The following is a 25,590-nucleotide window of genomic DNA, read 5'->3' as shown; positions in this document are numbered from 1 at the left end:
CCCGGCGTTGACCTCCGAGCCGGGCCGATGTCAAGAAGCCCTCGACCGCTCCGACCGACCGGCGAGACGTCGACGAACAGGGAGTTTCTGGATATGCGAGTCAACCGGGCACGGCTGGGGCTGGTCCTCCTCATGCTGCCGACGCTGATCGTCGCGATGGACATGACGGCGTTGCTGCTCGCGCTCCCGCAGCTGAGCGCCGACCTGGGCGCCACCGACATCCAGCAGCTGTGGATCAGTGACAGCTACGGGTTCATGGTGGCCGGCCTGGTCATCACGATGGGTACGCTCGGCGACCGGATCGGGCGCCGACGGCTGCTGCTGATCGGCGCGGCGGCGTTCGCGGCGCTGTCGGTCGGGGCGGCGTTCGCGCCCGGCCCGTTGACGCTGATCGTCGCGCGGGCACTGCTGGGCGTCGCCGGTGCGACCCTGGCGCCGTCCACACTGGCCCTGATCACCACCATGTTCCGCGAAGAGCGGGAGCGCGGGCGGGCCATCGCGATCTGGGCGACCTGCCAGTTCACCGGCGGAGCCCTCGGGCCCGTACTGGCCGGGATCCTGCTCCGCTACTTCTGGTGGGGCTCGGTGTTCCTGATCGCCGTGCCGACGATGGCGCTGCTGCTGCTCGCCGGGCCGTTCCTGCTGCCGGAGTTCCGCAGTGACCGGGCCGGGCGGCTGGACCCGACCGGTGTCGGACTGTCGCTCGGGGCGGTGCTGCTGACGGTCTTCGGCATCAAGCAGCTGACGGTCGAGAGCGTCCCGGTCGTGCCGCTGGCGGCCCTCGTCGTCGGCGCGGCCGTCGGACTCCTCTTCGTACGCCGGCAGCTCAGGCTGGAGACACCGCTGCTGGACCTGCGGCTGCTCCGCAGCCGCCCGTTCACGGCCGTGCTCGTCGCGCTGGCCCTCGCCGGCGTGGCCATGGCCGGTACGGGTCTGCTGGTGACCCAGTACCTGCAGAGCGTGCTGGGGTACTCGCCGGTCGCGTCGGCGGTGCTGTTCGCGCCGATGGGGCTGGGCGTGGCGGCCGGCACCATGGCCGCGCCGGCGCTGACCCGGTGGATGAAGCGGACCACCGCGATCGCCGGTGGGCTGGCGGTGTCGGCACTGGGCGGCCTGCTGCTGGTCGGTGTCAGGGGTGCGATCGCGCTGCCGCTGGTGGTGATCGGCATCGCCGTACTGGCGCTGGGCACCGGCCCGCTGTTCGCGCTCGGCACCGGGCTGGTCGTCGGATCAGTCCCGCCGGAGCGCGCCGGCTCGGCGGCGTCGATGTCCGAGACCGGTAACCACCTCGGCGGCTCGCTCGGCTTCGCGGTGCTCGGCCTGGTGGCCGCGACGGTCTACCGCAGCCGGACGCACGGCACCTCCGACTCCCCGGCCGGCGCGGTCGCGGCCGCCCGGCGCCTGCCCCCCGACCAGGGCGCGGAGCTGCTGCGCACCGCGCGGGAGGCGTTCACCGCGAGCCTGCACGTCACCGGCGTCGTGGCCGCGGTCGTCCTCGCCGGGGCGGCCGTACTGATCCTGACCACGCGCCCGGTCACGAGGAGGAACCGGGCCACCCGGAACGGTCCGGTGGTCCGCAGCGGCCCGGCCGCCCTGTCCGACCACGAGGCGACCCGCTCGTAGCGGGCCGGCAGGCGGCTCGGTGGCCGCCGCCTCCGGGCCCGGCACTCCGCGGCATTCCCGCGGCACTTCCCCAGCGGCCCGGCCGCCGGGGTGCCCGTCCTCGGCCGGTCGGGGCGACCGAGGACGGGCACGACGGGTGGAGCTACGGACGGTAGGTCACATCATCGGACGTGTAGCGGCAGTGGGTGTCGGGGCCGCTGCCGGATTCCTTCGGCTCGCCGCTGGTGACACCGGTGAAGCGCTGGCAGACGGTGATCTTGTGGCCGGTGTCGCCGGCGATGGTGAGGCGGGTGATCGTGGCGGTGTCGCCGAGGTTGTCGTTGATGCCGACGATCTTCTTGCCCGGTGCGGTGGCCAGGACGTTGTCGATCACGACATGGCGGGTGTACTGGGTGCCGCAGTTGCCGCAGGAGCGGTAGAGCTTGCCGAAGTCCTCGACCCGGAAGTTCTTGATGATCATCGTGCCGGGGCCGTTGTGCTGGAACACCTTGTCCGCGGCGCCGCGGGCGCCACCGCCGTCGATGGTCATCACCTGGGTGGGGGAGGTGCCCTTGAGCGTGGCGGCGTCCTCGCCGACGTTCTCCCACCAGACGTTCTTCAGCGTGCAGGTGCCCTGGCAGTGCACTCCGTCGGCGGCGGGATCGCCGAGGACGACGTTCCGCAGGACGGCGCCGTCGGCGAGTTCGAACATGGCGGGCTGGCTCTCGGACTGGCCGCCGGTGCCGAGGGCGCCCTTGCCGACGAAGCGCCGGCCGCCGCCGTCGAAGAGCGTGGCGACCTTCTGCGTACTGGTCAGCGGTACGTCGGCGCCGGTGGGCGTGGGCCACGGCGCGAGCGCCGGCGCGGACGGGTCGGTGGTGGCGGTCGGCCCCGTGGCGGTCGGCCCCGTGGTGGGTGTCGTCGCGGTGGCGCCGGCTGTCGGGGCGGCGCTCGCGGTCGGGCTCGCGACGGGGCTCGGGGGCGGCGTCGCGGTGGCGCCGACCGCCTTGAACGTCCATCGCTTGGCGGGCGCCGAGTCGCAGGAGTTCTGCTGCACCGGCGCGCCGGACGCCGCCGAGCCGTCCTTGACCGCCAGGCACTTGCCGCTGCCGCCGTTGACGAGGCGGTAGCCGCCGTCCTCGGCCGTGACCGTCCAGGTCTGCGCGGCCGAGCCGGTGGCGCAGGTCTCCTGCTGCACCGCCGCGCCCGCTCCCGTCCTCGCCTCGCGTACCCCGACGCACGTGCCGCTCCCGGCGGCCGTCAGCGTGTAGCCGTGGGCTGCGGTGGTCAGCCGCCAGGCCCGTGCACCGCTGCCGCAGGCGCCCTGCACGAGCTGGACGCCGTCCGCGCCGCTGCCGCCCGGTACGTCGAGGCACAGGCCGCTCGCGCCGTTGGCCAGCGTGTAGACCCCCGCCGCCGGGGCGGGGGCGGCCGCGCTCGCGTTCGCCCACAGGCCGCCGATCGTGGCTGCGGCCGCCAGGGCGGCGGCAGAGCCGAGTGCGATGATTCGTCCGCGCCTGGGGCGTATGGCTCGCTTGCTCACGTCTCACAGTTCCTAACGGGTGCGGGGATCGGGGAGCGGAGGCTCCCGGATCCGGGAGCCTCCCGAGCGCGCCGCCGAGGACCGTGTCGATCCGCCGGCCGGGCCGCTCCTTCCCAGGTCGCCGCCGCGCGCGGAAAGGTTGCCGTGCCGGAGGAAAGATTCCGAACGCGCCGCGACCCGCCCTGTTCGGCCCGGTCCGGGCGGTGGTGCGATCGGAGCACCCGGTTGCCGCTCCCGCCCGCCCCGTCCCCGGCCGGATCAGCAGGTGATGGTGCCCCTGCGGATGGCGTGGCCGCCGGTGTTGCTGTCGTCGGACCAGTACACCGGCTTCGAGCCGCTCACGCACTCGTCGGCGCCGGCCACCGAGAAGCCCTCGTTGTTGATGTTCGGCATGCCGCCGGGCCGGTTGTAGACGGCGGTGATCGCGAAGGCGCCGGAGGAGTTGATCTTCATCGTCCGGTGCTGGCCGCCGCAGGTGTCGTCGCAGACGACCCACAGGCGCGAGGTCTGCGGCTCCCACTGCAGCTCCATGACGCCGGCCATCCCGCTGCTGATCGAGGCGACCCGGGTGAAGGTGCCGGAGTCCTGCAGCACGTAGCCGTACACCATGCCGGTGCCCTCGACGCCGAGGAAGAAGACGCCGCCGGTGTGCGCGCCGTACCCGCTCGGGTTGTAGGCCGCGCCGGTCGACTCGTCCTTGAAAGCGGCGGCGGTCAGGGAGCCGTCGGGGACCCACGTGACGGCCTCGAAGCCGAGGTTGGACCCGACGGACGGCAGGTTGGAGGTGAGGTTCCACTCCTTCGTGGCGGTCAGTGCGGAGGCCGTCCCGGAGACGTCGTAGCGCAGCACGGACAGCCGGCTGGTGCCGGAGGCGTCGCCGTTGCGCTCGCTCGCGACGAACACGCCGCCCGCCGAGCCCGCGCCGGTGAGGGTGACCCCCTCACTGTCCGGGGTGCCGGAGCCGCCCGGGAACTTCAGGGACTTGCCGGAGGTCCAGCCGTTGGCGGTGTCGGGCTTCCAGCTGCCGGAGCCGTTCGGGACCAGACGCCACAGCTTGCCGCTGTTCTGCGCCCCCCAGAGCACACCGCCCTCCTGGTACAGGCCGCTGAGGTCCTCGCCGAAGACGTCGGAGCCGTCGGCGGTGGCGATGGAGCTGCTGCCGGGCCAGGCCACCGGGGTGAGCGGGTTGGTGGAGGCCGAGGAGCTGGGACTGCTGCTCGCGCTCGGCGAGGCCGGGGCGCTGGTGCCGGCGCTGCTGCTGGGGGAGGGGCTGGGCGAGCTGCTGGGCGTGGCGCTCGCCGAGGCGCTCGGGGTGGGGCTGGGGGTGCCGCCGCCGGCCGGGGCGAGGGCGACGCCGCGGAAGGCCTTCTTCGAGCCCGCCGTGGCCAGCGTCGTCACCGAGCCGGACATGGTGGCGCCCGCGCCGGCGGTGTCGGTCACCGTGGAGAGCGTGCCGCTGGTGCCGGACGAGCCGCTGCCCGTCGCGTACAGGCGGGCCTGGCCGTTGGTGACCGAGCCGGTGAGGCCCACGACGTCGGCGACGCTCTTGCCGCCCTCGGCCTTCCAGACGCCGCCGACCAGGCCGAACTTGTTGATCTTCCCGGCGCTGCCGTCCGCGACGTACAGCGTGTCGGGGGTGGTGCCGCCGGAGAGGTTGAGCAGGACGTAGTCGTACGGGTCGCCGCTGCTCTCGGGGCTGCCCGGGAGGTTGGTCAGGCTCTGGCCGGAGGTGCTCGGCGTACCGTCGCCCACCGTGGAGACGCCGATGCCGTCCTTGTCGGAGGAGGCGTACAGCCGGCCGTCCACGACCTGGACCTCGCGCACGTTCCTGTCCGTGAGCCGCGTGAAGGTGTCCGAGCCGAGGGTGGTGTACCCGATCCCGCCGGCGGCGCCGGAGACCCAGATGCGGGTGCCGTCGGTGGAGGCGGCGCCGCGGACGTTGTTGTCGTCGGCGAACTCGTTCAGCATCGTCGAGGTGTCCACGGCGCCGTCGGCGCCGACCCGGACCACGGTGACGTCGTCCGTGGTGGCGACGCCGTCCGTGCCGACCGGCTTGTGGTAGCCGGGGGCGGTCAGGTAGCGGCCGTCGGCGGAGAGCGTGATGTGCCCCTCCGAGGCGGCGCTCCCGGAGGCCGTCAGCTCGTGGGTACTGCCGCTGTCGGCGGTGGGCAGGGCGATGGAGCGGACCAGGGCGCCGGCGGGGCCGTACTCGTCGAGGAAGACGGGCGCGGCGTTGTCGCTCAGGGAGGCGTTGCCGTCGCCGACGCGGTAGACGACCACGTCGCCCGCGGCGAACGCGGCGGTGGTGGTCGCGCCGGCAGCGGCCGGGAGAACGACCGGGACGACGAGCGCGCCGAGTACGAGGGCGCCGGCGAGAGCCCCTCCGACGGTGGCGCCGCGGCCCGTACGGGCGGACGCGGGGCGGACGCTGCGCCGGATGGTCCGGGGGAGTCTGCCGTTCATGGGCGGGCTGCCTTTCAGCGGGGCGAACGTGGGACGTCGCCGAGGCCGAGGTCTCGCGACGGCGCAGGGTGAGGCTGTCGGTGACGGATTCGAACGGCGCCACTGTGCCGATCCGGGGTGACCGCCGGATGAACCTCGTACGTCGACGTGTCGTCCCCGCGGCGCACAGCACGGGTGGTGCCCGCGGTCCGCCCCGAGCCGCCCCACGGGCGGGCCCGCGCGCATCGCGGGCCGGCGGACGACACGCGTACGGCGACTGCCGCCCGGCCGGGTATTTGTCCGATATGTTCACTTTTGCAAGATGATGGCAGTGATCAGAGAAGGTAGGTGGGGGCGTGCCCAGAGGTCTCACGGCCGACACGGTCGGTCCGGTGGACGTCGCCGTGGTCGCGTTCGACGGCAACCGCTTCAGCGGTGAGGTCGCGCCGGCGCTGCTGGAACTGCAGGACAACGGGACGGTCCGGATCCTCGACCTCACGTTCGTCCGCAAGGAGCGCGACGGTTCGCTCTCCGTGGTGGAGGTCGCCGACTCCGAGGTGGCCGCCGCGTTCGACCGGGTCACCCAGGCCGAGTTCGACCTGCTGAGCGACGAGGACCTCGCCGCTGCCGCCGCCGGGCTCGAACCGGAGTCGTCGGCGTTGGTGGTGGTCTGGGAGAACACCTGGGCCGCCCGGCTGGCGTCGGCGTTGCGTGCCTCCCACGGGCAGGTGCTCCTGCTGGAGCGCGTTCCGCGCGAGGAAGTCGTGCAGGCCATCGCCGCACTCGACCAGGAGGACTGATCAGCATGCGTCGACGCGCAGGAAGGCCCGGCCTGCTGGGCACGATGGCCCGTACCGCCGTGGTGGCGGGAACGGCCACCGCCGTCTCCGGGAGCATGCAGCGCGGTTCGGCCCAGCGCTCCGCCCAGCAGGAGCAGGCCGCCCAGGCCCAGCAACAGGCCCTGGTCGACCAGGCGGCCGCCCAGGTGGCGGCCCAGCAGGCCCAGACCGTCGCGGCGCCCGTCGCGGCGGGTGGCGACGACCGTATCGACAAGCTCGCCAAGCTCGCCGAACTGAAGGCGAACGGCCTGCTGACCGACGAGGAGTTCGCCGCGGAGAAGGCCCGGGTCCTCAACTCCTGAGCACTCGGGGACGGGTTCGCCCCGAGCGGGCGGGCACGCCGTCGGGCGCCGCCGCGCCGGGCCTCCGGGCGCCCCCGCGCGCGGCAGCCGCGGGTACCGCGTGCCCGGCCGCCCCCGCCGGGGCGGCCGGGCACGCTCCGCGATCCCCCCGGGGCCGGCCCGGGGCGTCCGTCGTCGGCGGCCCCGCCGCCCCCGCCCGCCGCCGCGATCGCGATCGGGCCGGTCCGCTGCTCGCCGTCGCCGGCCTCCCGCACCACCGACCGAAGGACTGTCACGCGTGACCTCGGAGCAGATTCTCATCGGCGTGGGCCTGCTCGTGACCCTGGCCGTCGGGGGGCAGGTCCTCGCGACCTGGCTGCGGATCCCGGCGATCATCGTGCTGCTGCCGCTGGGGTTCGCGGCGGGCGCGATCACCGACGACATTCACCCGGACCGCATCCTGGGACCGGCCTTCTCCCCGCTGGTGTCGCTGGCCGTGGCGGTGATCCTCTACGACGCCGGGCTCGGCCTCGACCTGCGGCAACTGCGCGGTGACACCCGCCGGACGGTGCACCGGCTGGTGTGGGTCGGCGCGCTGCTGACCGCCCCGATCGGTGCCTTCGCGGCGGCCCCCCTGCTCGGCGTCTCGGGTGCGGCGGCGGCGATGCTCGGTGTGATCCTCGTGGTCTCCGGGCCGACCGTGGTCGGGCCGCTGCTGAACTTCGTACGGCCGGGTGAGCGGCTCCAGCGGATCCTGCTCTGGGAGGGCTCCCTGATCGACGCGGTCGGCGGCATCGCCGGGGCGCTGGTCTTCCACGCGCTGATCAGCGACCAGAGGCACGGGCTCGGGACGGGCAGCCTGCAGTTCCTCGCCAGCGTCGGTGTCGGGCTGCTCGGCGGCGCGGTCGGCGCGGCCCTGCTCTGGTGGCTGCTGGTGCGGATGCGGCTCGGCGAGATCCTCGGGACGACCACCCAGTTGGCGGCCGTGATCGGGGTCGCCGCCGCCTGTGACGCGATCCGTGACGACACCGGGTTGATCGCGGCGATCGTCATGGGCGTCGCGGTCGCCACCCTGCCGGCCTTCGAACTGGCCATCCGGAGGCCGTTCTTCGAGGCGCTGGTCTCTCTGGTGGTCGCCGTCCTCTTCGTCTCGATCTCCTCGACCGTCACCTGGGCCGCGCTGCGGCCCGTCCTGCTGCCGGGCCTGGGCCTGGTCGCCGTGCTGGTGCTCGTCGCCCGGCCCCTGGTGGCATGGCTCTCCACGCTGGGGACCGACCTCTCCCACGGCGAGCGGGCGTTCCTGGGCTGGATGGCACCGCGCGGCATCGTCGCCGCGTCGACCGCGGCCACCTTCTCGGGCGAACTCGCCACGGCAGGCGTCGACGGCGCCGTCAAGATCCTGCCCGCCACCTTCCTGGTCATCGTCGCCACCGTCACCCTCTACGGACTCACCGCCGCACCGGTGGCCCGGCGGCTGGGCGTGGTGCGCGCCGCGCGCTCCAGACCGCTGCTGGTGGGCGGGGAGCCGTGGGTGGTGGAGCTCGGCCGCGCGCTGCGATCGGCGGGTCTGGACACGCTGATGTGGGCCGGACGCACCGCGCAGCGCGAGCGGATCACCGCGGCGGGCCTGGAGCTGGCGCAGGGCGAGCTGATGGAGTGCGCGAGCGGGGAGGGCGCCGAACGCGAGAGCGTGACCGCCGTCTACCTGCTCACCGCGGACGACGACTTCAACGCGCTGCTCTCGGCCCTCCTGCAGGACGGGGAGGGCCGGTCGGTGCACCGGCTGACCCCGGCCGAGCCGCTGGAGCACGGCGCGGTGGCCGCTCCCGGTGCGGGTCTGCTCTTCGGGGCCGGGCTGACCGGGGAGGTGCTCGCCGACAGGTTCCGCGAAGGCGCCCGGATCGAGGCCCGCCCGGCCACGGCCGGGATCCCGCCCGGACACGACCTCCTGTTCACCGTCGAGCCCGACGGCAGGCTCGTTCCCGCACCCGGGCCGTCCCGGTCGAGCGGCGCCGGGCCCGTCCTCCATGTCCTGCTCGGCCCGGCCGGCGCCGGGGCGCGACCGCACCGGGGCCAGACCCCGGAAGCGGTCGGATAGCGCCGCGCCCGGCCGGCCTGCGGTCCGCGTCGCCCACGGCGGGGCCCGGCTCCCCGTGACCCCGGGCAGCCGGGCCCCGCCGCTCGGAGGATCAGCACACGGCGGGGGCGCCGGCGGATCGCAGGGCGAGCGCGGGCCGGGCGAGCGCGGCCGCGCCGACCAGGCCGGCGTCGGTGCCGAGCTGCGCCGGGACGGCGACGATGCCGGCCGTGAACGGCAGGGTCGCGTACGCGGCGAGGTGTCTGCGCAGGGGGTCGAAGAAGACGCTTCCGGCCTGGGCGACGCCGCCGCCGATGACGGCGGCCTCGATCTCGACCAGGGAGGCCGTGGCGGCGATGCCGGCGGCGAGTGCCCGGGCGGCGCGGTCGTAGGCGTGCAGGGCGAGCGGGTCGCCGGCTCGCGCGGCGACGGCGACCGCGCCGGCGGAGGTGTCGCCGTTCGCGGGGAGCCAGCCGGCCTCGGCGGCGGTGCGGGCGATGGCGGTGCCGCTGGCGAAGCCTTCCAGGCAGCCGCGTGAACCGCAGGGGCAGGGCGGGCCGGCGAAGTCCACGCTGATGTGGCCGAGGTGGCCGGCGTTGCCGGTGGTGCCGGTGTGCAGTCGGCCGTCGATGATCAGACCGGCGCCGACGCCGGTGGAGACCACCAGACAGAGTGCGTTGCGGTAGTGACGGGCGGCGCCCTGCCAGTGCTCGGCCGCGGTCATCGCCACCGCGTCACCGCCGAGGACCACGGGCAGGTCCCCGACCGCGCGGTGCGCGGCGATCTCGGAGCGCAGCGGGAAGGCGCGCCAGGCGGGGATGTTCACCGGGCTCACGGTGCCGGCCCCGATGTCGACCGGTCCGGCGCTGCCGACGCCCACGGCGCGTACCGAGGCCCAGGTGGGGTGCTGCGCCAGGAGATCGAGGACGTGGCTGACGGCCCCCATCAGCTCTCGGGCGCTGCCGTGGGCGGGGGTGGGCAGCCGGACGCGGTGGAGCAGGGTGCCCTCCGTGTCCACCACGCCACCGGCGATCTTGGTGCCGCCGATGTCGACGGCCGCCAGGAGCGGGAGCTCAGGGGTGCGCCGGACATCGACGGCAACAGCAGTGTCGTAACTCATTGTGACGTCTCCGCAGGTGTGACGGGGTGGCGCTCGGGCCCCGGGATGGTGCCACCGGTCGGTCCCGTTGATTGTCGCGCCGTTGGACAACGTTGTCGAGCGGGTCGCCGATCGCAGCCCGGCAATGAGACAGAATCGTCATTGAGTTAGGCAATGATTTAGTAAAGTGAGAGGTCAATGGCAACAAATGACCTGAATATCAATGTTGACCGATCTATGGACATGGCGCGGATGTGGCGTCTACGTTAAGCGTCCAGCAGCCCGGAAGCTGAGTTCGCATCCCGGGCATCGCTTCCCGATCCCGATGACGACCAGCGCGAAGGATGAGCGAAGATGCGCAGAGGATGGATGGCTGTGGCGGCCGCGACCATGGTTGTGCTCACTGCCTGTAGCAGTGGCGGCGGGAGCTCCTCCTCCGCCGCGACCGCGGCCGCCGATCCGGCGAAGGTGTCCGGTGACATCACGGTGCTGACCAACCGGACCGACCAGGTCACGGACGGCACGCTGAAGAAGTACGCCGACGAGTTCACCAAGCTCTACCCGAACGTCAAGGTGAAGTTCGAGGGGATCACCGACTACGAGGGCGAAGTCAAGATCCGGATGAACACCGAGAACTACGGTGACGTCCTGCTGATCCCCCAGAGCCTGTCCGTCAGCCGGTATCCGACCTTCTTCTCCTCGCTGGGCGACGCCTCCGACCTCTCCAGGACCTTCGACTGGACCGACTACGCGAACGTCGGCGGCAAGGTGTACGGCCTCGCCAACATCGGCGTGGCGACCGGCCTGGTCTACAACAAGGCGGTCTGGCAGCAGGCCGGCATCACCGACTGGCCCACCTCGCAGCAGGCGTTCATCGACGACCTGAAGGCCGTCAAGGCCAGGACGCAGGCCACCCCGTACTACACGAACTACCACGACGGCTGGCCGCTGCGGCAGTGGACGGACTCCGTCGGCGTGCCCAGCTGCGACAGCAAGGCCAAGGACGCGCTGGCCACCACCGCCGAGCCGTGGGCGGCCGGAAAGGACCTCAACGCGATCGACGGCCTGCTGTACAGCGCCGTCCACGAGAAGCTCACCGAGGACGACCCGACGACGACCAACTGGGAGAACTCCAAGACCCTGCTCGGCACCGGCAAGGTCGCCACGATGGCGCTCGGCTCCTGGGCGATCCCGCAGATCCAGGCCGCCGCCAAGGCCGCCGGGCAGAACCCGGACGACATCGGCTACATGCCGTTCCCGCAGGCGTCCTCGGACGGGAAGCTGTGCAGTGTCGTGCAGCCGGACTACAAGTACGCCGTCAACACGCACTCCAGCCACAAGGAGGCGGCGCGGGCCTGGATCGACTGGTTCATCACCAAGTCCGGGAGCGCCCAGGCGGAGGAAGCCATCTCCTCGGTCAAGGGCACCGCGCTGCCGTCCACCCTCAAGCCCTTCGAGGACAAGGGCGTGAGGATGATCCCGCAGGCGCAGGAGCAGTCCGCCGTCGTCAGCAAGATCGACAAGGGGGCGGAGATCGGCCTGGACACCCCCGACTACCGCCAGAAGCTGGTCGACATCGCCCGCGGCGCGGCCCCCGGCGACCGGAACAGCTACTTCGCGGAGCTGGACAAGAAGTGGTCCGAGTCGCAGAAGACGGTCGCAGGCTGACACCCCCGGACGAGCGGTGCGGCCCTCACGCGGCCGGCTGCCCCGGCCGCGTGGCCGTACCGCTTCCCAGGGTGTCCCGCACGACGAAGGAACGAAGATGACTGCACTGCAGAAGGACAGAGGGCCGGGATCGCCCGTGGCGGCCGGCCCGGACGCACCGCCCGACGCCGCCCCGCCGGTCCGCACACCACGGGGCCGTGGCACCCGCCGCTACTGGTGGTTCACGCCCTGGCTCTACCTGCTGGCGCCGCTGGTGCTGCTGGTGACGTTCACCTACCTGCCGATCGCGGACATGCTCGGCTACAGCTTCACCGACTGGGACGGCATCAGCCCCACCCACGAGAACGTCGGCGCGGAGAACTACACCGACCTGTTCACCCGCCCGGAGCTGTTCAAGGTCTTCCTGGTCAGCGGCGTCTACCTGGTCGCCTCCTTCGTGCAGATCGCCGCCGCGCTCTACTTCGCCACCGTGCTGAGCTTCAAGGCCCGCTTCCGGAACCTGTTCAAGGGCATCCTGTTCTTCCCGTACCTGATCAACGGCGTCGCGATCGGGTTCGTGTTCCTCTACTTCTTCCAGCCCGGGGGCACGCTCGACTCGCTGCTGCAGGTGGTCGGCCTGCACGGCCACCACCTGTGGCTCGGCGATCCGGATCTGGTCAACAAGTCCCTGGCCGGGGTGTCGGTCTGGCGCTACACGGGCCTGAACATGGTGCTGTTCCTCGGCGCGATCCAGTCCATCCCGCCACACCTGTACGAGGCCGCGGCGCTGGACGGCGCGAACAGCTGGCAGCGGTTCCGGCACATCATCGCCCCGAGCATCAAACCGATCATCAGCCTGAGCGTCATCCTGGCGATCTCCGGTTCGCTGGCGGTCTTCGAGATCCCGTACGTCATGACGGGCGGCGCCAACGGCAGCGAGACGTTCGTCATCCAGACGGTCAAGCTGGCCTTCAAGTTCGACAAGGTCGGCCTGGCGTCCGCCTCCGCCGTCGTCCTCCTGGTCCTGATCCTGATCGTGACCTGGATCCAGCGCCGGCTCGTGCCGGAGGAGAGGGTCGAACTCTCGTGACCACCACCGCCACCCCGCAGACCCGCTCACCCCGGCGGACACCCGCTCCCCGTGCCGCCCTGGCCGGCGCCGCGAAGTACCTGTCACTCGTCCTGGCCGCCGGCGTCGTCGTCGTCCCCCTCGTGGTGATCCTCCTCACCTCGCTGAAGACCGGCCAGGAGGTCGGTACCGGCGGACCGCTGACGCTGCCGCACGACTGGTTCAACCTCGACAACTACGTGAACGCCTTCCAGCAGGGCAACATGCTGCAGGCGTTCGTCAACACCACGATCATCCTGGTCGTCTCCACGGCCGGCACCGTACTGATCGGGTCGATGACCGCCTACGCCATCGACCGGTTCGAGTTCCGCTTCAAGAAGCTGGTCGTGGGGCTGTTCCTGGTCGCCACGCTCGTCCCCGGCGTCACCACGCAGGTCGCGACCTTCCAGATCGTCAACGACCTCGGGGCGTTCAACACCCGGTGGGCGCCGATCCTGCTGTACCTCGGCACCGACATCGTCTCGATCTACGTCTTCCTGCAGTTCATCCGCTCCATCCCGGTCTCCCTGGACGAGGCGGCCCGGCTCGACGGCGCCAACTCCTTCACCATCTACCGGCGGATCATCCTGCCGATGCTCAAGCCGGCGATCGCCACCGTGGTCATCGTCAAGGGCATCACCGTCTACAACGACTTCTACATCCCCTTCCTCTACATGCCCTCCTCGGAGCTCGGGACGATCTCCACCTCCCTGTTCCGCTTCAAGGGTCCGTTCGGCGCGCACTGGGAGACCATCTCGGCGGGCACCGTCCTCGTCATCCTTCCCACCCTCATCGTCTTCCTCGCCCTCCAGCGGTTCATCTACAGCGGCTTCTCGGCCGGCGCCACGAAGTGACCCGGCCCGGCCCGCGCCGCCGCACCCGCGTCGCGGCGGCGCACCCAGCAGCGACCGAGGAGGACACGTGAGCGTGCGCGTCACCATCAGGGACGTCGCAGCCCGGGCGGGAGTGTCCGCCGGAGCGGTGTCCCTGGCCCTCAACGACCGCCCCGGCCTCTCCGCCCCCACCCGGGAGCGGATCCGCGCGGCCGCGGCCGAACTCGGCTGGATCCCCAGCCAGGCCGCGCGCAGCCTGGGCAGCCGGGGTGACCGGACCGACACCGTCGGACTGGTCATCGCCCGGCCCGCCCGACAGCTGGGCCTGGAACCGTTCTTCATGGAGTTCATCTCCGGCATCGAGAGCGTCCTGGAGGTGCGGGCGGCGACCCTGCTGCTGCGGCTGGTGCGCGACCGGGAGCAGGAGACCGCCGTCCACCGGGAGTGGTGGAGGACCCGCAGGGTCAGCGGTTCTGTCCTGGTCGACCTCACCGAGGACGACCCCCGGATCCCCGCGCTCGCCCGGCTGGGCATGCCCGTTGTCGCGGCCGGGCACTGCGGGCTCGCAGGGGACGACCTCACCGCGGTGTGGACCGACGACGCCGCCGCCATCGAGGAGGCGGTCCGCTACCTCGCCCTGCTCGGCCACCGCCGGATCGCCCGGGTCGGCGGCGACCCCGCACTCGGCCACACCGTGATCCGCTCGCGCGCGCTGGAGCGGATCACGGCCGAACTCGGCCTGGACGAGCCGCGCAGCCTGCCCACCGACTTCTCCGGACACGCGGGAGCCCGCGCCACCAGGATGCTCCTCGCCTCGGGCGACCAGCGGCCCACGGCGATCATCTACGACAACGACATCATGGCCGTCGCCAGCCTCTCGGTCGCCGCCGAGTTCGGCCTGCATGTACCCCGGGACCTCAGCCTGATCGCCTGGGACGACTCCCAGCTGTGTCGGCTCACTCACCCGACCCTGTCGGCGATGAGCCATGACGTCCACGGGTTCGGCGCGCAGGTCGCCCGCAGTCTCTTCGACCTCGTCGACCGCCTGCCCGTCTCCTCCGGGCCCGCCGCGACCCCGGTCCTCGTCCCCCGCGGCAGCACCGCCCCCGCCGGCGCGTCCTGACCGGCCGCCTCCCCGTACCCCGGTCCGTCCCCGACTCCTCCCGAGGGTGAGGAACCGCGGGGGCGGACCGGCCCACCCCGACCCGGAGCACCGCCATGACCCATTCCCCGCCCGCCGCCGCTCTGCTGAGCAACCGGATCCGCCCCTACGCGTGGGGATCCCGGACGGCCATCGCCCGGCTGACCGGCCGTGAGCCCGGCGTCCTGCCCGAGGCGGAGCTGTGGATGGGCGCCCACCCGGCGGCCCCCTCGCTACTGGACCGCGGCACCGGGCCGGAACCACTGGACGAGATCATCGCCCGCGACCCGGTGCGGGAGCTCGGCGAGCGCGTCACCGAGCGGTTCGGACCCCGCCTGCCGTTCCTGCTGAAGGTCCTCGCCGCCGAGCACGCGCTCTCCGTCCAGGTCCATCCGACGACCGCGCAGGCCGAGGCCGGATTCGCAGCCGAACAGGCGGCGGGGGTGCCCCTCGACGCGCCGCACCGCCTCTACAAGGATCCGCACCACAAGCCCGAACTGCTGTGCGCGCTCGACGAGTTCGACGCCCTGTGCGGCTTCCGCGAGCCCGCCGCCACCGCGGACCTGCTGGCCGGGCTCGACCTGCCGGTGCTCGACCGCTGGATCGGCGTGCTGCGCGCCACCGATCCCGAGCGCGCCCTGCGCACCGTGCTCACCGAGGCGCTCGGCACCGACCGTCCCAGGGGAACGGCCGCCGCCACCGCACTGGCCCCCGCCCTGGCGGACGCCGCCCGTATGCCAGGACCGCACGCCCGCAGCTACGCCGCCTACGCGGCCGCCGCCCGGGACTACCCGGCCGACCCGGGGCTGATCGCGGCGCTGCTGCTCAACCACGTCCGACTGCTGCCCGGCGAGGCGCTGTACCTGGACGCCGGCGTCCCGCACGCCTACCTGCACGGCACCGGGGTGGAGGTCATGGCCAACTCCGACAACGTCCTGCGCTGCGGCCTGACGCCCAAGCACGTCGACGTCGAGGCGCTGGCGGCGGTGGTCGACTTCCGGCCCGGCCCGCCGTCCCTCGTCCCGGCCGTCGCGGACGAGCACGGGGAGCTCCACCACCGGGCACCGGCCGCCGAGTTCGCCCTCTCCCGGCTGGACGTCGCCGGCACCCGCTCCCTCGACGGCGACGGCCCGCAGATCCTGCTGTGCACCGGGGGAAGCGCCGAACTCCACCAGGGCGCGGGCAAGCCGCTCGCCCTCCGCCGGGGTGACAGCGTCTTCCTCCCGGCCGCCGGGGCCCCGGTCGAACTGACCGGCAGCGCCCACTTCCACCGCGCCCGCGTCCCCGGCCGCGCCGGCCGCTGAGCCGCCCGTACGGTGGGGCCGCCGGTCCCGCTCCACGGTGCGGCCGCGACCCGCCGGCCGCGCCCGTCCGGCATCCCTCCGGCGCCGGCGTGCGCCGGACGGACCCGCTGCGAGGCCCCGTGGCGGGGCCGGGGCACTCCGCGACCTGACAGGATGGTTCCCGGGCGCGGTACTGCCGCGCGCCGCCGACCTGTGAGCCAGCCGGAGAGGAACAGTCATGCAGCACCGGGTGACGATCCGCGACGTCGCCGCCCGCGCCGGCGTCTCGGCCGGCGCCGTCTCGCTCGCCCTGAACGACCGCCCCGGCGTCTCGGAGGCGACCCGTCGCCGGATCGTCGAGGCCGCCGGCGCGCTCGGCTGGTCGCCGAACCTGGCGGCCCGGTCGCTGGCCCGGAGCCCCGGCGTGCACACCATCGGGATGGCGATCGGCCGGGACGCGGTGGGCATGGGTCTGGACGCCGTCCACATGGCCCTGATCGGCGGTGTCGAGAGCGTACTGGCCGAACGCCCGTGCTCACTGCTGCTGCACCTGACCGCCGGCCCGGAGTCGGAGATCGCGCTCCACAAGCAGTGGTGGCAGTCCGGCCGGGTCAACGGCGCGGTGCTGATCGCCGTGGCGCCCGAGGATCCCCGGATCGCACCCCTGCACCGGCTGGGCATGCCGGTGGTCGCCGTCGCCCATCCCGACCACAGCGGCCCGTTCCCGGCCGTGTGGAGCGACGACGGGGCGGCGATCACCGAGGTGGTCCGCTACCTCGCCATCCTCGGTCATCGGCGGATCGCCCACGTGGCGGGGCCCGCGACGCTCGGCAGCTCCCGGGTGCGCGCCACGGCGTTCGAGGCCGGCGCGGCCGAGCTGTCGTTGGAGGCGGCCCGGAGCGTGCCCACGGACCTGTCCGCGCGCCAGGGCGCGTCGGTGACCCGGACGCTGCTCGCCGGCCCGGACCGGCCCACCGCGATCCTCTACGACAACGACATCATGGCCGTGGCCGGTCTGGCGGCGGCCGGGGAGCTGGGCCTGCGCGTCCCCGAGGACGTCTCGCTGGTGGCCTGGGACGACTCCGACCTGTGCCGGATCACCTGGCCCACACTGTCCGCCCTCAGCCACGACCCGTTCGCCTTCGGCGCCGAGGTGGCCCGCTGCCTGCTCCAGCTCCTGGACACCGGGCACGCCGAATCGCGCGTGCACGGCACCCCCGTACTGGTCCCACGGGGCACCACCGGCCCACCGCCGCGACGGTCCTAGCGGTCGGCTGCCGGTCGCGGTCGCGGTCGCGGTGCGGGGGCCCGGTCCCGGTCCCGCTCCGGTCGCGGCTTCGGGCCGGCCGCGACCGGCCGTCCGGTGGACGCCGTCAGGCCGGCGGCGCGGCCGTGCTGCCCCTGGGCGTCAACTGCGGGGCCGGGGACTCGAATCCGTCGACCTTGCGGCCGGAGATCAGTGACAGCAGGGTCCGGGCGGCGTTCGCACCGTAGGTGTGGATGTCGCGGGTCAGCGCGGTCAGCGGCGGCCGGACGACCTGCACCAGCGGGGAGTCGTCCCAGGCCACGATCGACAGGTCCCGGGGCACCTGGAGCCCCATCTCCTGAGCGACCGACAGCCCGGCGACCGCCGTCATGTCGTTGTCGTAGAGGATCGCGGTCGGGCGCCCGGGGGAGAGCAGCAGGCGCCGGGTCGCGCGTGCGCCCTCCTCGCCGGTGTAGTCGGTGTGCACGACGGACGGCGTCTCCAGCCCGAGGTCCGCGCAGACGGCGGTGAAGGCCCGGTCGCGCAGCGAGGTGTGGACCAGTCCGGTGAGTCCGGCGACCCGGCCCACCCGGCGGTGCCCGAGCGCGGCGAGGTACTCCAGCGTCTCGCGGACGGCCGCGGCGTCGTCGGACCACACGGGCGTCAGACCGCCGGAGCCGGAGGGGTCGCCGATCACGACCGTCGGCAGGCCCATCTCCTCCAGGGCGGGCACCCGGGCGTCACCTTCGCGCAGGTCCACCAGGATCGCGCCGTCGATGTGCCGCTCGCCCCACCAGCGCCGGTACGCCTCCAGGCCCCGTTCGTGGTCGGACACCACCTGCAGGGCCAGCGAGTAGGAGGCGTCGGACAGGACGTTCTCGATGCCGCCGATCAGCTCCATGAAGAACGGCTCGGTGCCCAGCATCCGGGCCGGGCGGGCGAGTGCCAGGCCCACCGCGGAGGACTTCGCCCCGCTCAGCGCCCGGGCGGCGCTGTTGCGCACGAAGCCGACCTCCTCGGCGACGGCCAGGATTCTGGCCCGGGTCGCCTCCGAGACGCCCGGCTGCCCGTTCAGTGCGTTGGAGACGGACACCTTCGACACGCCGACGATCCTGGCGATGTCGGCGATCGTGGGCCGCCGCGCGGGCGGGTTCTGCTGCTGGGACACCTGATCCACGAGGACCCTTCCGACCGATGAGGCGCACGTTCCACCCCAAGCTACTACGGGCCCGACCACCGCCGGCACCGCACCCGGCACCCGTCGGGACAACCGGTTAACCGGCTGCTGACAGCGGACCGAGGTCATCTGCTGCGGGCTGTCGAATTAACCGATTCATCAGGGCTCGGTCGGCGGCGCGAGGAAGCCGCCTCCCGCCGCCGGTCGCCCTCGGGGCGTCAGCGTCGGTGTGTCCGTCGGTGCGTCCCGGCGGCCGAGGTGTGCGCCCCCGCCGGCGGGTGTGCGCAGTGCCTGTCCGGGTGACCGTGACACCCGGTCCGGTCGCCCCGTCCGACTGTGCTCCGTCCGGCTGCGATCCGCCCTGCCCGAACTATGCCTGACGAAAGTGAACCGGTAAAGCAGAATTCGTGATGTTGACCTCGATCCGGCTGGCTCGCCGGGCCGAGATGACCAGTATTCGCTGGTACATGGCAGATTATCGGGCGGCGCGAGTGGTGGGCAGGATCTACATAACCGGTTTATGGACAGCCGTCGTTCAGCGGGTTAGGTTTACTCGGGCCCACCCCAGAACCCGGCCAGCGACAGGAGCCGCAGCATGAAGGACGTCACCCAGCTCGACGAGGGCTGGACCCTGTTCCACGCGGGAGCGCGCCTGCCCGCCCGGGTTCCGGGCTGCGTCCACACGGACCTGCTGAACGCCGGACTGATCCCCGACCCACTGATCGGCACCAACGAGAACGACGTGGCCTGGGTCGGCCGGCAGGAGTGGACCTACACCACCACCGTGACCACCGCCGGGACGCACGAGCGCACCGACCTGGTCTTCGACGGCCTCGACACCGCCGCCCGGATCTCCCTCGGCGGCACCGCACTGGGGCGCACCCGCAACATGCACCGCAGCCACCGGTTCGACGTCACCGCGCTCGGCGGCGAGTTGGAGGTCCACTTCAGCAGTCCCTACCAGGAGGCCGCCGAGGTCCTCGCGCTCACCGGCGCCCGCCCCAACGTCTACCCCGAGCCGTTCCAGTACATCCGCAAGATGGCCAGCAGCTTCGGCTGGGACTGGGGCCCGACCCTGCCCACCTCCGGCATCTGGCGCCCGGCCCGGCTGGAGCACTGGTCCACCGCCCGTCTCGCCCAGGTGCGTCCGCTGGTCACCGTCGAGAACGGCACCGGCCGCGTGGAGCTGCGCCTCACCGTGGAGCGCACCGCACAGGGCGCCGCCCGCCCCCTCACCGCCCGGGCCGTCGTCGCGGGCGTCGAGGCGCAGGCCGCGCTGGACGGCGACGAGGCGGTGCTGGTCCTCGAGGTGCCCGGCGCCGACCTGTGGTGGCCCCGCGGCCGCGGGGAGCAGCCCCTGTACGAGCTCGACCTCACCCTGCTCCACGACGGCGACGCGCTCGACACCTGGAACCGCCGGATCGGCTTTCGCACCGTCGTGCTCGACCGCTCGCCGGACGAGCACGGCAGCGGCTTCACCCTGGTCGTCAACGGTGAGCGCCTCTTCGCCCGCGGCGTGAACTGGATCCCCGACGACACCCTGATCACCCGCGTCACCCCCGAGCGCTACCGCACCCGCCTCACCCAGGCCGCGGAGGCCAACGTCGACCTGGTCAGGATCTGGGGCGGCGGCATCTACGAGAACGAGGCGTTCTACGACATCTGCGACGAACTGGGCCTGATGGTCTGGCAGGACTTCCTGTTCGCCTGCTCCGCCTACCCCGAGGAGCAGCCGCTGCGCGGCGAGGTCGAGGCCGAGGCACGCGAGAACGTCGTCCGGCTGATGCCCCACCCCAGCCTGGTGCTGTGGAACGGCAACAACGAGAACCTCTGGGGCTTCCGCGACTGGGGCTGGGAGCCGGAGCTGGCCGGCGGCTCCTGGGGCGAGGGCTACTACCTCGGCCTGCTGCCGCGCATCGTGGCGGAGCTCGACCCCACCCGGGCCTACTCGGCCGGCAGTCCGTGGTCCGGCTCCTGGGAGCACCACCCCAACGACCCCGACCACGGCACCCACCACTCCTGGGAGGTCTGGAACCGCCAGGACTACGCCGACTACCGTGACAGCATCCCCCGCTTCGTCTCCGAGTTCGGCTGGCAGGCACCCCCCGCGCACGCCACCCTGCGCCGGGCCCTGCCCGGCGAGGACCTCGCGCCGGACTCACCCGGCATGCTGCACCACCAGAAGGCCGAGGACGGCAACGGCAAACTGAACCGCGGGGTCGGGCGCCATTTCGACCTCCCGGAGGACTTCGACCGCTGGCACTACCTGACCCAGGTCGTCCAGGCACGGGCCGTCGCCGCCGGCATCGAGCACTGGCGCTCGCACTGGCCGCGCTGTGCCGGCACGGTGGTCTGGCAGCTCAACGACTGCTGGCCGGTCTCCTCCTGGGCCGCCGTCGACGGCGACGGCCGGCTCAAGCCGCTCTACCACGAGCTGCGCCGCCTCTACGCGGACCGGCTGCTCACCGTCCAGCCCGGCACGGGCGGCGCCGCCCCCGAGGTCGCTCTGGTCAACCAGGCCGGGGAGCCCTGGCTGACCGTGGTCACCCTGCGCCGGGTCGGCTCCGACGGCGTGGTCACGGCCGAGACCGAGGCTCCCGTCACCGTCGGGGCCCGGTCGGTGGTGCGGCTGGCCGTGCCGAGGGCGCTGCTGCCGGTCGAGGGCTCGGCGAAGGAGTTCCTGGCGGTGGACGCCGACGGGTTGCGCGCGGTGCACTTCGCGGTGCCCGACCGGGCGTTCGCCTACGAGCGGCCCGCGTTCGACCTGACCGTGGAGCCGGTCGAGCACGAGGGCGACGCCGTCGACGTCGTGGTGACGGCGCACACCCTGCTCCGGGATCTGCTGCTGCAGGCCGACCGCATCAGTCCCGCCGCGGTCGCCGACCGGGGGCTGGTCACGCTCCTGGCGGGGGAGCAGGTGCGGATCAGGGTCCGCGGTGGCGGCGCCGTCGGCGCGGACGCCGCGCGGGCCGCGCTGTTCTGCGTGGAACCCTCGTGAGCACGCCCGCCTGACACGCCGTCGCCGGTGGCGACCGGCCGGCGTCGTCCCGGACTCGGCCGGCGCCCGGGCCGCCGTCCCCGCGCCCGGGCCGCCGTCCCGGCTCCGCCCCGAGGCCCCGTCCGGCCGGCTCAGCGCGGGACGGGGCTGGTGCTCGCGCGGGGGACGAGGCGGGCCGGGTCCGTGCGGCTGCTCGGCGCACTCCCGTCGGAGATCGCGGTGAGCAGGGTGCGTGCCGCGCGGACGCCGTACGCGTGGATGTCGCGGGTGAGCGTGGTGATCGCGGGGCGCACGACCCGGGTGAGCGCGGAGTCGTCCCAGGCCACGATCGAGAGGTCCTGCGGGACGCTCAGGGTCAGCTCCTGGGCGGCCCCGAGCCCGGCGACCGCCATCAGGTCGTTGTCGTAGACGATCGCCGTCGGACGTTCGGCCGCGATCAGCAGCCGGCGGGTGGCGCGCGCGCCCTCGTCACCGGTGTAGTCGGTGTGGACGGTGGTGGGCGCCGCCAGCCCGGCCTCCTCGCAGGCCGCGCCGACGGCCTCGTCACGGATCACCGTGTGGGAGAGGGCGGCCGGCCCCGCCACGCGCGCGATCCGCCGGTGGCCGAGCGCGGCGAGGTAGCGGACCACCTCGCGGGCGCCCGCGTCGTCGTCGGACCAGACGGTCGGCAGGACGGCCGACGACCGCGGCGGCCCGAGGATCACGGTGGGCATCCCGAGCCCCTCCAGGACCGGCACCCGCGTGTCGGACACCCGGGTGTCCAGCAGCAGCACACCGTCCACCTGCCGCTCGCCCCACCAGCGCCGATGGACGGCGCTCTCCTCCTCGTGCGAGGACACCACCTGCAGCATCAGGCCGAGCGAGCGTTCGGCGAGCACGGACTCGATGCCGCTGATCAGCTCCATGAAGAACGGCTCGTGGCCGAGGGCGTGCACGGGACGGCACAGCACCAGCCCGACGGCGTCGGCGTTCGCGGCCTTCAGCGAGCGGGCCGCGCGGCTGGGGCGCCAGTCGAGTTCCCGCGCGATGGCCTTGATCGCGGCGCGGGTCTCCTCCGAGACCCCGGGCCTGTCGTTGAGCGCGTACGAGACCGCCACCTTGGACACACCGGCCCGGGCTGCGATGTCGCTGATGGTGAAACGCCTCATTCGGGCCCTGCCCTCATGCTCGGAGCGACCGGTTCACTCCGTCGGCGCCGACTCTACCGCCGCCCCGGGGGAGGGCCCCGGAGGGTCGTCGGTGCCCCCGCGGCCGGGCCCCGGCGGGGAGTCCGGCGCCGGTGGGGAGCCCGGCCGCGTGCGAGCGGCGCCCGGCCGTGTCGGTCCCGGCCGGGCGCCGCTCAGCCGGCGCCGAACCGCTCCCGCCAGGCGTCGAGCCGCTCGTCGTCGATCTTGGCGAACAGTACCGGCGGAACCACGAAGGCGGTGCCGGCGGGTACGAGGTCCAGCGCGGCGGCCTGCTCGCCGGTCACCCAGGCGAGCTCCGCCGCCGGGCCGTGCGCCGGCAGTGAGAACACCGCCCGCATGGCGTCGGCGGTCGCGGGGATCAACGGGGCGGAGACGACGCCGTACAGGTGGATCAGGTTCATCGCGGTGCGCAGGGTGAGGGCGGCCGCGGCCTCGTCGGTCCTGACCTCCACCCAGGGGGCCTTGGCTTCCAGGTAGGAGTTGCCCGCGCTCCACAGGGCCCGCAGCGCCTGGGCGGCCCTGCGCAGCCGCAGGGCCTCCAGGTGGCCCTCGTACTCGGCGAGCAGGCCGGCGACCTCCTCGCCCAGCGCGTGTTCGGCCTCGCCGGGTCGGCCGCCCACCGGGACCCTGTCGCCGAACCGCTTGAGACCGAAGGACAGCACCCGGTTGACGAAGTTGCCGAGGGTGTCCGCGAGGTCCTTGTTCACCACGGACGCGAACAGCTCCCAGCTGAAGCTGCTGTCGTCCGACTCCGGGGCGTTGGCGATCAGGAAGTAGCGCCAGTAGTCGGCGGGCAGCAGCTCCAGGGCGGCGTCGGTGAAGATGCCGTGCCGCCGGCTGGTGGAGAACTTCCCGCCGTAGTAGGTGAGCCAGTTGAAGGCCTTGACCTGGTCGACCTTCTTCCAGGGGGCGCGGGTGCCGATGATGGTGGCCGGGAACATCACGGTGTGGAAGGGGACGTTGTCCTTGGCCATGAACTCGGTGTGACGGACGTCGTCGGCCTCGTACCACCAGGACTTCCAGTCCCGGCTCTCGCCGGCCGGTGCTGCGTCGGCCCATTCCCTCGTCGCGCCGAGGTACTCGATCGGGGCGTCGAACCAGACGTAGAACACCTTTCCGGCGGCGGCCAGTTCGGGCCACACGTCGCCGGGCACCGGCACGCCCCAGTCGAGATCCCGGGTGATCGCCCGGTCGGCGAGGCCCTCGGTCAGCCACTTACGGGCGATGGAGGAGGCGAGCGTCGGCCACTCGCCCCCGCAGGCGTCGATCCAGGCGGCGACCTCGCCCTCCAGCCTCGACTGGAGCAGGAACAGGTGCGTGGTCTCGCGGACTTCGAGGTCCCGGCTGCCGCTGACCGCCGAGCGGGCGTCGATCAGATCGGTCGGGTCGAGCAGGCGGGTGCAGTTCTCGCACTGGTCGCCGCGGGCCTTGTCGTAGCCGCAGTACGGGCAGGTGCCCTCGATGTAGCGGTCGGGCAGGAACCGGCCGTCGGTGTTCGAGTACACCTGGCGCACCGAGCGCTCCTCGACGAAGCCGTTGGCGTGCAGCTCCCGCGCGAACTCCTGGGTGATCTCGCGGTTCTGCCGGGAGGAGCTGCGCCCGAAGTGGTCGAAGGACAGCGCGAAGCCGTCGTAGACCGCCTTCTGCGCGAGGTGCTGGCGCGCGCAGTACTCCTCCACCGGCAGGCCGGCGGCCTTGGCGGCCAGCTCGGCGGGCGTGCCGTGCTCGTCGGTCGCGCAGATGTAGAGCACCTCGTGGCCGCGCCGGCGCAGGTACCGGGAGTACACGTCCGCCGGGAGCATGGACCCGACCATGTTCCCCAGGTGCTTGATCCCGTTGATGTAGGGAAGCGCGCTGGTGATCAGGTGTCGAGCCATCCTGGGATGCTCCCGTTCGCGTGAGGTCGGCGCCGCGCTCCGGGGAGCGTCGGGCGCGGGGCGGCGGCCATGGCCGGCGTGTGCGGCGGCCACGTGTGCGGCGGCACGCGTGCGGCCGTCACCGAGGGTGGCGGTCGTCGGCACAGGCCGCGACCATTCTATCGACCGCCCCGGTACCGCCCGCATCCCATTTCCTCGGCGGCGGCCGAGGGGTCGGCTGCCGGCGGCAGGGGCGGGGCCCGGCGGACCGGCGGACCGGCGGACCGGCGGACCGGCGTTCGACCGGGGGGCTCGCGGCAGCCCGTGAGGGAATGGGCGATCATGCCAGGTGAGTGAGTCAGGCCGTCACCCGTCAGGAGAACCCATGGCAGAGCGTCCCGTACGCAGGCCCCGCAAGCCCCACACCGCGGAGGTCGTCCGCACCGAGCGGCTGACCCCGCACATGCAGCGCGTCGTCCTCGGCGGGGAGGGGCTCGCCGCGTTCACGGCGGGCACCTCGACCGACCACTACGTGAAGCTGCTGTTCCCCGCCGAGGGCGTGGAGTACCCGGAGCCCTTCGACCTGGAGCGGATCCGGGAGGAGTTCCCGCGTGAGCAGTGGCCGGTGACCCGGACCTACACGGTCCGCTCCTGGAACCCCGAACTGCGCGAACTGGCACTGGACTTCGTGATCCACGGCGATGAGGGCCTGGCCGGCCCCTGGGCGGCGCGCGCCCGGCCGGGCGACGTGGTCCGGTTCAACGGCCCCGGGGGTGGCTACGCGCCCGACGTCGAGGCCGACTGGCACCTGCTCGCCGGCGACGAGAGCGCGCTGCCCGCGATCGCGGCCGCGCTGGAGTCGCTGCCCGCCGACGCCGTGGTCCGTGCCTTCGTCGAGGTCGCCGGCCCGGAGGAGGAGCAGAAGTTCGACTCCGGTGTCGAGGTCGTCTGGTTGCACCGTGGTGAGCGGCCGGTCGGCGGGCCGCTGGTGGACGCGGTGCGCGGGCTGGCGTTCCCCCCGGGACGGGTGCACGCCTTCGTCCACGGCGAGGCCGGCTTCGTCAAGGAGCTGCGCGCCCTGCTGCGGGTGGAGCGCGAGATCCCGCGGGAGGACCTGTCGATCTCCGGCTACTGGCGCCTCGGCCACGACGAGGACGGCTGGCAGTCCTCCAAGCGCGAGTGGAACGCCGAGGTCGAGGCCGAGCAGGAGGGCACCACCGCCTGACGGGCC

Annotated in this window: 18 protein-coding genes; 12 read left to right on the top strand and 6 right to left on the bottom strand. The window is 73.1% G+C overall.

Features of this window, described 5'->3' with window-relative positions:
• Positions 1 to 93 precede the first annotated feature (93 nt).
• Positions 94 to 1,623, top strand: a complete 1,530-nt coding sequence (locus OG823_RS08490) for an MFS transporter (protein ID WP_371478839.1) — start codon at positions 94 to 96, stop codon at positions 1,621 to 1,623.
• 142 nt (positions 1,624 to 1,765) lie between these two features.
• Here the strand turns inward: OG823_RS08490 and OG823_RS08485 are convergent, their stop codons facing one another.
• Positions 1,766 to 3,145 carry a pectate lyase gene (locus OG823_RS08485; protein WP_371478837.1) on the bottom strand — a complete coding sequence of 460 codons (1,380 nt, stop codon included), beginning with the start codon at positions 3,143 to 3,145 and terminating at the stop codon, positions 1,766 to 1,768.
• A gap of 258 nt (positions 3,146 to 3,403) precedes the next feature.
• Positions 3,404 to 4,726 (bottom strand): esterase-like activity of phytase family protein, encoded by a 1,323-nt coding sequence (locus OG823_RS08480; protein ID WP_371484356.1) that lies wholly within the window; start codon positions 4,724 to 4,726, stop codon positions 3,404 to 3,406.
• A 1,217-nt stretch (positions 4,727 to 5,943) separates the two neighbouring features.
• On the opposite strand from OG823_RS08480, the gene OG823_RS08475 reads away from it, so the two are divergent.
• The 3 genes from OG823_RS08475 (at position 5,944) to OG823_RS08465 (ending at position 8,805) form a co-directional block, all read left to right on the top strand.
• Positions 5,944 to 6,387 carry a DUF6325 family protein gene (locus OG823_RS08475; RefSeq protein ID WP_371478836.1) on the top strand — a complete coding sequence of 148 codons (444 nt, stop codon included), beginning with the start codon at positions 5,944 to 5,946 and terminating at the stop codon, positions 6,385 to 6,387.
• A gap of 5 nt (positions 6,388 to 6,392) precedes the next feature.
• Positions 6,393 to 6,728 carry an SHOCT domain-containing protein gene (locus OG823_RS08470; protein WP_371478834.1) on the top strand — a complete coding sequence of 112 codons (336 nt, stop codon included), beginning with the start codon at positions 6,393 to 6,395 and terminating at the stop codon, positions 6,726 to 6,728.
• Positions 6,729 to 7,005: 277 nt separating this feature from the next.
• Complete coding sequence (locus OG823_RS08465) at positions 7,006 to 8,805, top strand: cation:proton antiporter (RefSeq protein ID WP_371478832.1); 1,800 nt, start codon at positions 7,006 to 7,008, stop codon at positions 8,803 to 8,805.
• Positions 8,806 to 8,896: 91 nt separating this feature from the next.
• Here OG823_RS08465 and OG823_RS08460 read toward each other — a convergent pair whose 3' ends face one another.
• Positions 8,897 to 9,904: an ROK family protein gene (locus tag OG823_RS08460; RefSeq protein WP_371478831.1), complete on the bottom strand. Its 1,008-nt coding sequence runs from the start codon at positions 9,902 to 9,904 to the stop codon at positions 8,897 to 8,899.
• Positions 9,905 to 10,237: 333 nt separating this feature from the next.
• Between OG823_RS08460 and OG823_RS08455 the strand changes: the two genes are divergently transcribed.
• From OG823_RS08455 to OG823_RS08430, 6 genes are all read left to right on the top strand, one after another.
• Positions 10,238 to 11,551, top strand: a complete 1,314-nt coding sequence (locus OG823_RS08455; RefSeq protein WP_371478829.1) for an ABC transporter substrate-binding protein — start codon at positions 10,238 to 10,240, stop codon at positions 11,549 to 11,551.
• 97 nt (positions 11,552 to 11,648) lie between these two features.
• A complete protein-coding gene (locus tag OG823_RS08450) occupies positions 11,649 to 12,620 on the top strand; it encodes a carbohydrate ABC transporter permease (RefSeq protein WP_371478828.1) in 972 nt (323 codons plus the stop codon).
• Positions 12,617 to 13,492, top strand: coding sequence for a carbohydrate ABC transporter permease (locus OG823_RS08445; RefSeq protein ID WP_371478827.1), 876 nt, complete (start codon positions 12,617 to 12,619; stop codon positions 13,490 to 13,492). Before OG823_RS08450 ends, OG823_RS08445 begins: the two co-directional genes overlap by 4 nt.
• A gap of 67 nt (positions 13,493 to 13,559) precedes the next feature.
• Positions 13,560 to 14,594, top strand: coding sequence for a LacI family DNA-binding transcriptional regulator (locus OG823_RS08440; RefSeq protein WP_371478825.1), 1,035 nt, complete (start codon positions 13,560 to 13,562; stop codon positions 14,592 to 14,594).
• Positions 14,595 to 14,689: 95 nt separating this feature from the next.
• Positions 14,690 to 15,916 (top strand): mannose-6-phosphate isomerase, class I, encoded by a 1,227-nt coding sequence (gene manA / locus OG823_RS08435; RefSeq protein WP_371478824.1) that lies wholly within the window; start codon positions 14,690 to 14,692, stop codon positions 15,914 to 15,916.
• A gap of 217 nt (positions 15,917 to 16,133) precedes the next feature.
• The gene (locus tag OG823_RS08430; RefSeq protein ID WP_371478822.1) at positions 16,134 to 17,162 is read left to right on the top strand and encodes a LacI family DNA-binding transcriptional regulator; all 1,029 of its coding nucleotides are present in this window, start codon (positions 16,134 to 16,136) and stop codon (positions 17,160 to 17,162) included.
• 106 nt (positions 17,163 to 17,268) lie between these two features.
• Here the strand turns inward: OG823_RS08430 and OG823_RS08425 are convergent, their stop codons facing one another.
• On the bottom strand, positions 17,269 to 18,309 hold the full coding sequence (locus OG823_RS08425) for a LacI family DNA-binding transcriptional regulator (RefSeq protein WP_371478821.1): 1,041 nt from the start codon (positions 18,307 to 18,309) through the stop codon (positions 17,269 to 17,271).
• A gap of 604 nt (positions 18,310 to 18,913) precedes the next feature.
• Here OG823_RS08425 and OG823_RS08420 point away from each other — a divergent pair.
• Positions 18,914 to 21,316, top strand: coding sequence for a glycoside hydrolase family 2 protein (locus OG823_RS08420; RefSeq protein WP_371478819.1), 2,403 nt, complete (start codon positions 18,914 to 18,916; stop codon positions 21,314 to 21,316).
• Between the two features lie 131 nt (positions 21,317 to 21,447).
• Here OG823_RS08420 and OG823_RS08415 read toward each other — a convergent pair whose 3' ends face one another.
• Both OG823_RS08415 and metG read right to left on the bottom strand, forming a co-directional pair.
• Positions 21,448 to 22,464 (bottom strand): LacI family DNA-binding transcriptional regulator, encoded by a 1,017-nt coding sequence (locus OG823_RS08415; RefSeq protein WP_371478818.1) that lies wholly within the window; start codon positions 22,462 to 22,464, stop codon positions 21,448 to 21,450.
• Positions 22,465 to 22,655: 191 nt separating this feature from the next.
• Positions 22,656 to 24,380, bottom strand: coding sequence for a methionine--tRNA ligase (gene metG, locus OG823_RS08410; RefSeq protein WP_371478817.1), 1,725 nt, complete (start codon positions 24,378 to 24,380; stop codon positions 22,656 to 22,658).
• Between the two features lie 364 nt (positions 24,381 to 24,744).
• Between metG and OG823_RS08405 the strand changes: the two genes are divergently transcribed.
• Positions 24,745 to 25,584: a siderophore-interacting protein gene (locus OG823_RS08405; protein WP_371478816.1), complete on the top strand. Its 840-nt coding sequence runs from the start codon at positions 24,745 to 24,747 to the stop codon at positions 25,582 to 25,584.
• Positions 25,585 to 25,590: the final 6 nt, after the last annotated feature.

The sequence above is a fragment of the Kitasatospora sp. NBC_00315 genome (assembly GCF_041435095.1).
GTDB lineage: Bacteria > Actinomycetota > Actinomycetes > Streptomycetales > Streptomycetaceae > Kitasatospora.
The sequence above is the reverse complement of the archived record's forward strand: the minus strand, read 5'-3'. Positions and strand labels throughout refer to the sequence as shown.

What these genes read in the sequence shown, in the direction of transcription:
- OG823_RS08455 (WP_371478829.1), top strand. Translation starts at nt 10,238, where the DNA reads ATGCGCAGAGGATGGATGGCTGTGGCGGCCGCGACCATGGTTGTGCTC.
- OG823_RS08490 (WP_371478839.1), top strand. Translation starts at nt 94, where the DNA reads ATGCGAGTCAACCGGGCACGGCTGGGGCTGGTCCTCCTCATGCTGCCG.
- OG823_RS08460 (WP_371478831.1), bottom strand. Translation starts at nt 9,904, where the DNA reads ATGAGTTACGACACTGCTGTTGCCGTCGATGTCCGGCGCACCCCTGAG.
- OG823_RS08420 (WP_371478819.1), top strand. Translation starts at nt 18,914, where the DNA reads ATGAAGGACGTCACCCAGCTCGACGAGGGCTGGACCCTGTTCCACGCG.
- manA (WP_371478824.1), top strand. Translation starts at nt 14,690, where the DNA reads ATGACCCATTCCCCGCCCGCCGCCGCTCTGCTGAGCAACCGGATCCGC.
- OG823_RS08430 (WP_371478822.1), top strand. Translation starts at nt 16,134, where the DNA reads ATGCAGCACCGGGTGACGATCCGCGACGTCGCCGCCCGCGCCGGCGTC.
- OG823_RS08450 (WP_371478828.1), top strand. Translation starts at nt 11,649, where the DNA reads ATGACTGCACTGCAGAAGGACAGAGGGCCGGGATCGCCCGTGGCGGCC.
- OG823_RS08470 (WP_371478834.1), top strand. Translation starts at nt 6,393, where the DNA reads ATGCGTCGACGCGCAGGAAGGCCCGGCCTGCTGGGCACGATGGCCCGT.
- metG (WP_371478817.1), bottom strand. Translation starts at nt 24,380, where the DNA reads ATGGCTCGACACCTGATCACCAGCGCGCTTCCCTACATCAACGGGATC.
- OG823_RS08415 (WP_371478818.1), bottom strand. Translation starts at nt 22,464, where the DNA reads ATGAGGCGTTTCACCATCAGCGACATCGCAGCCCGGGCCGGTGTGTCC.
- OG823_RS08405 (WP_371478816.1), top strand. Translation starts at nt 24,745, where the DNA reads ATGGCAGAGCGTCCCGTACGCAGGCCCCGCAAGCCCCACACCGCGGAG.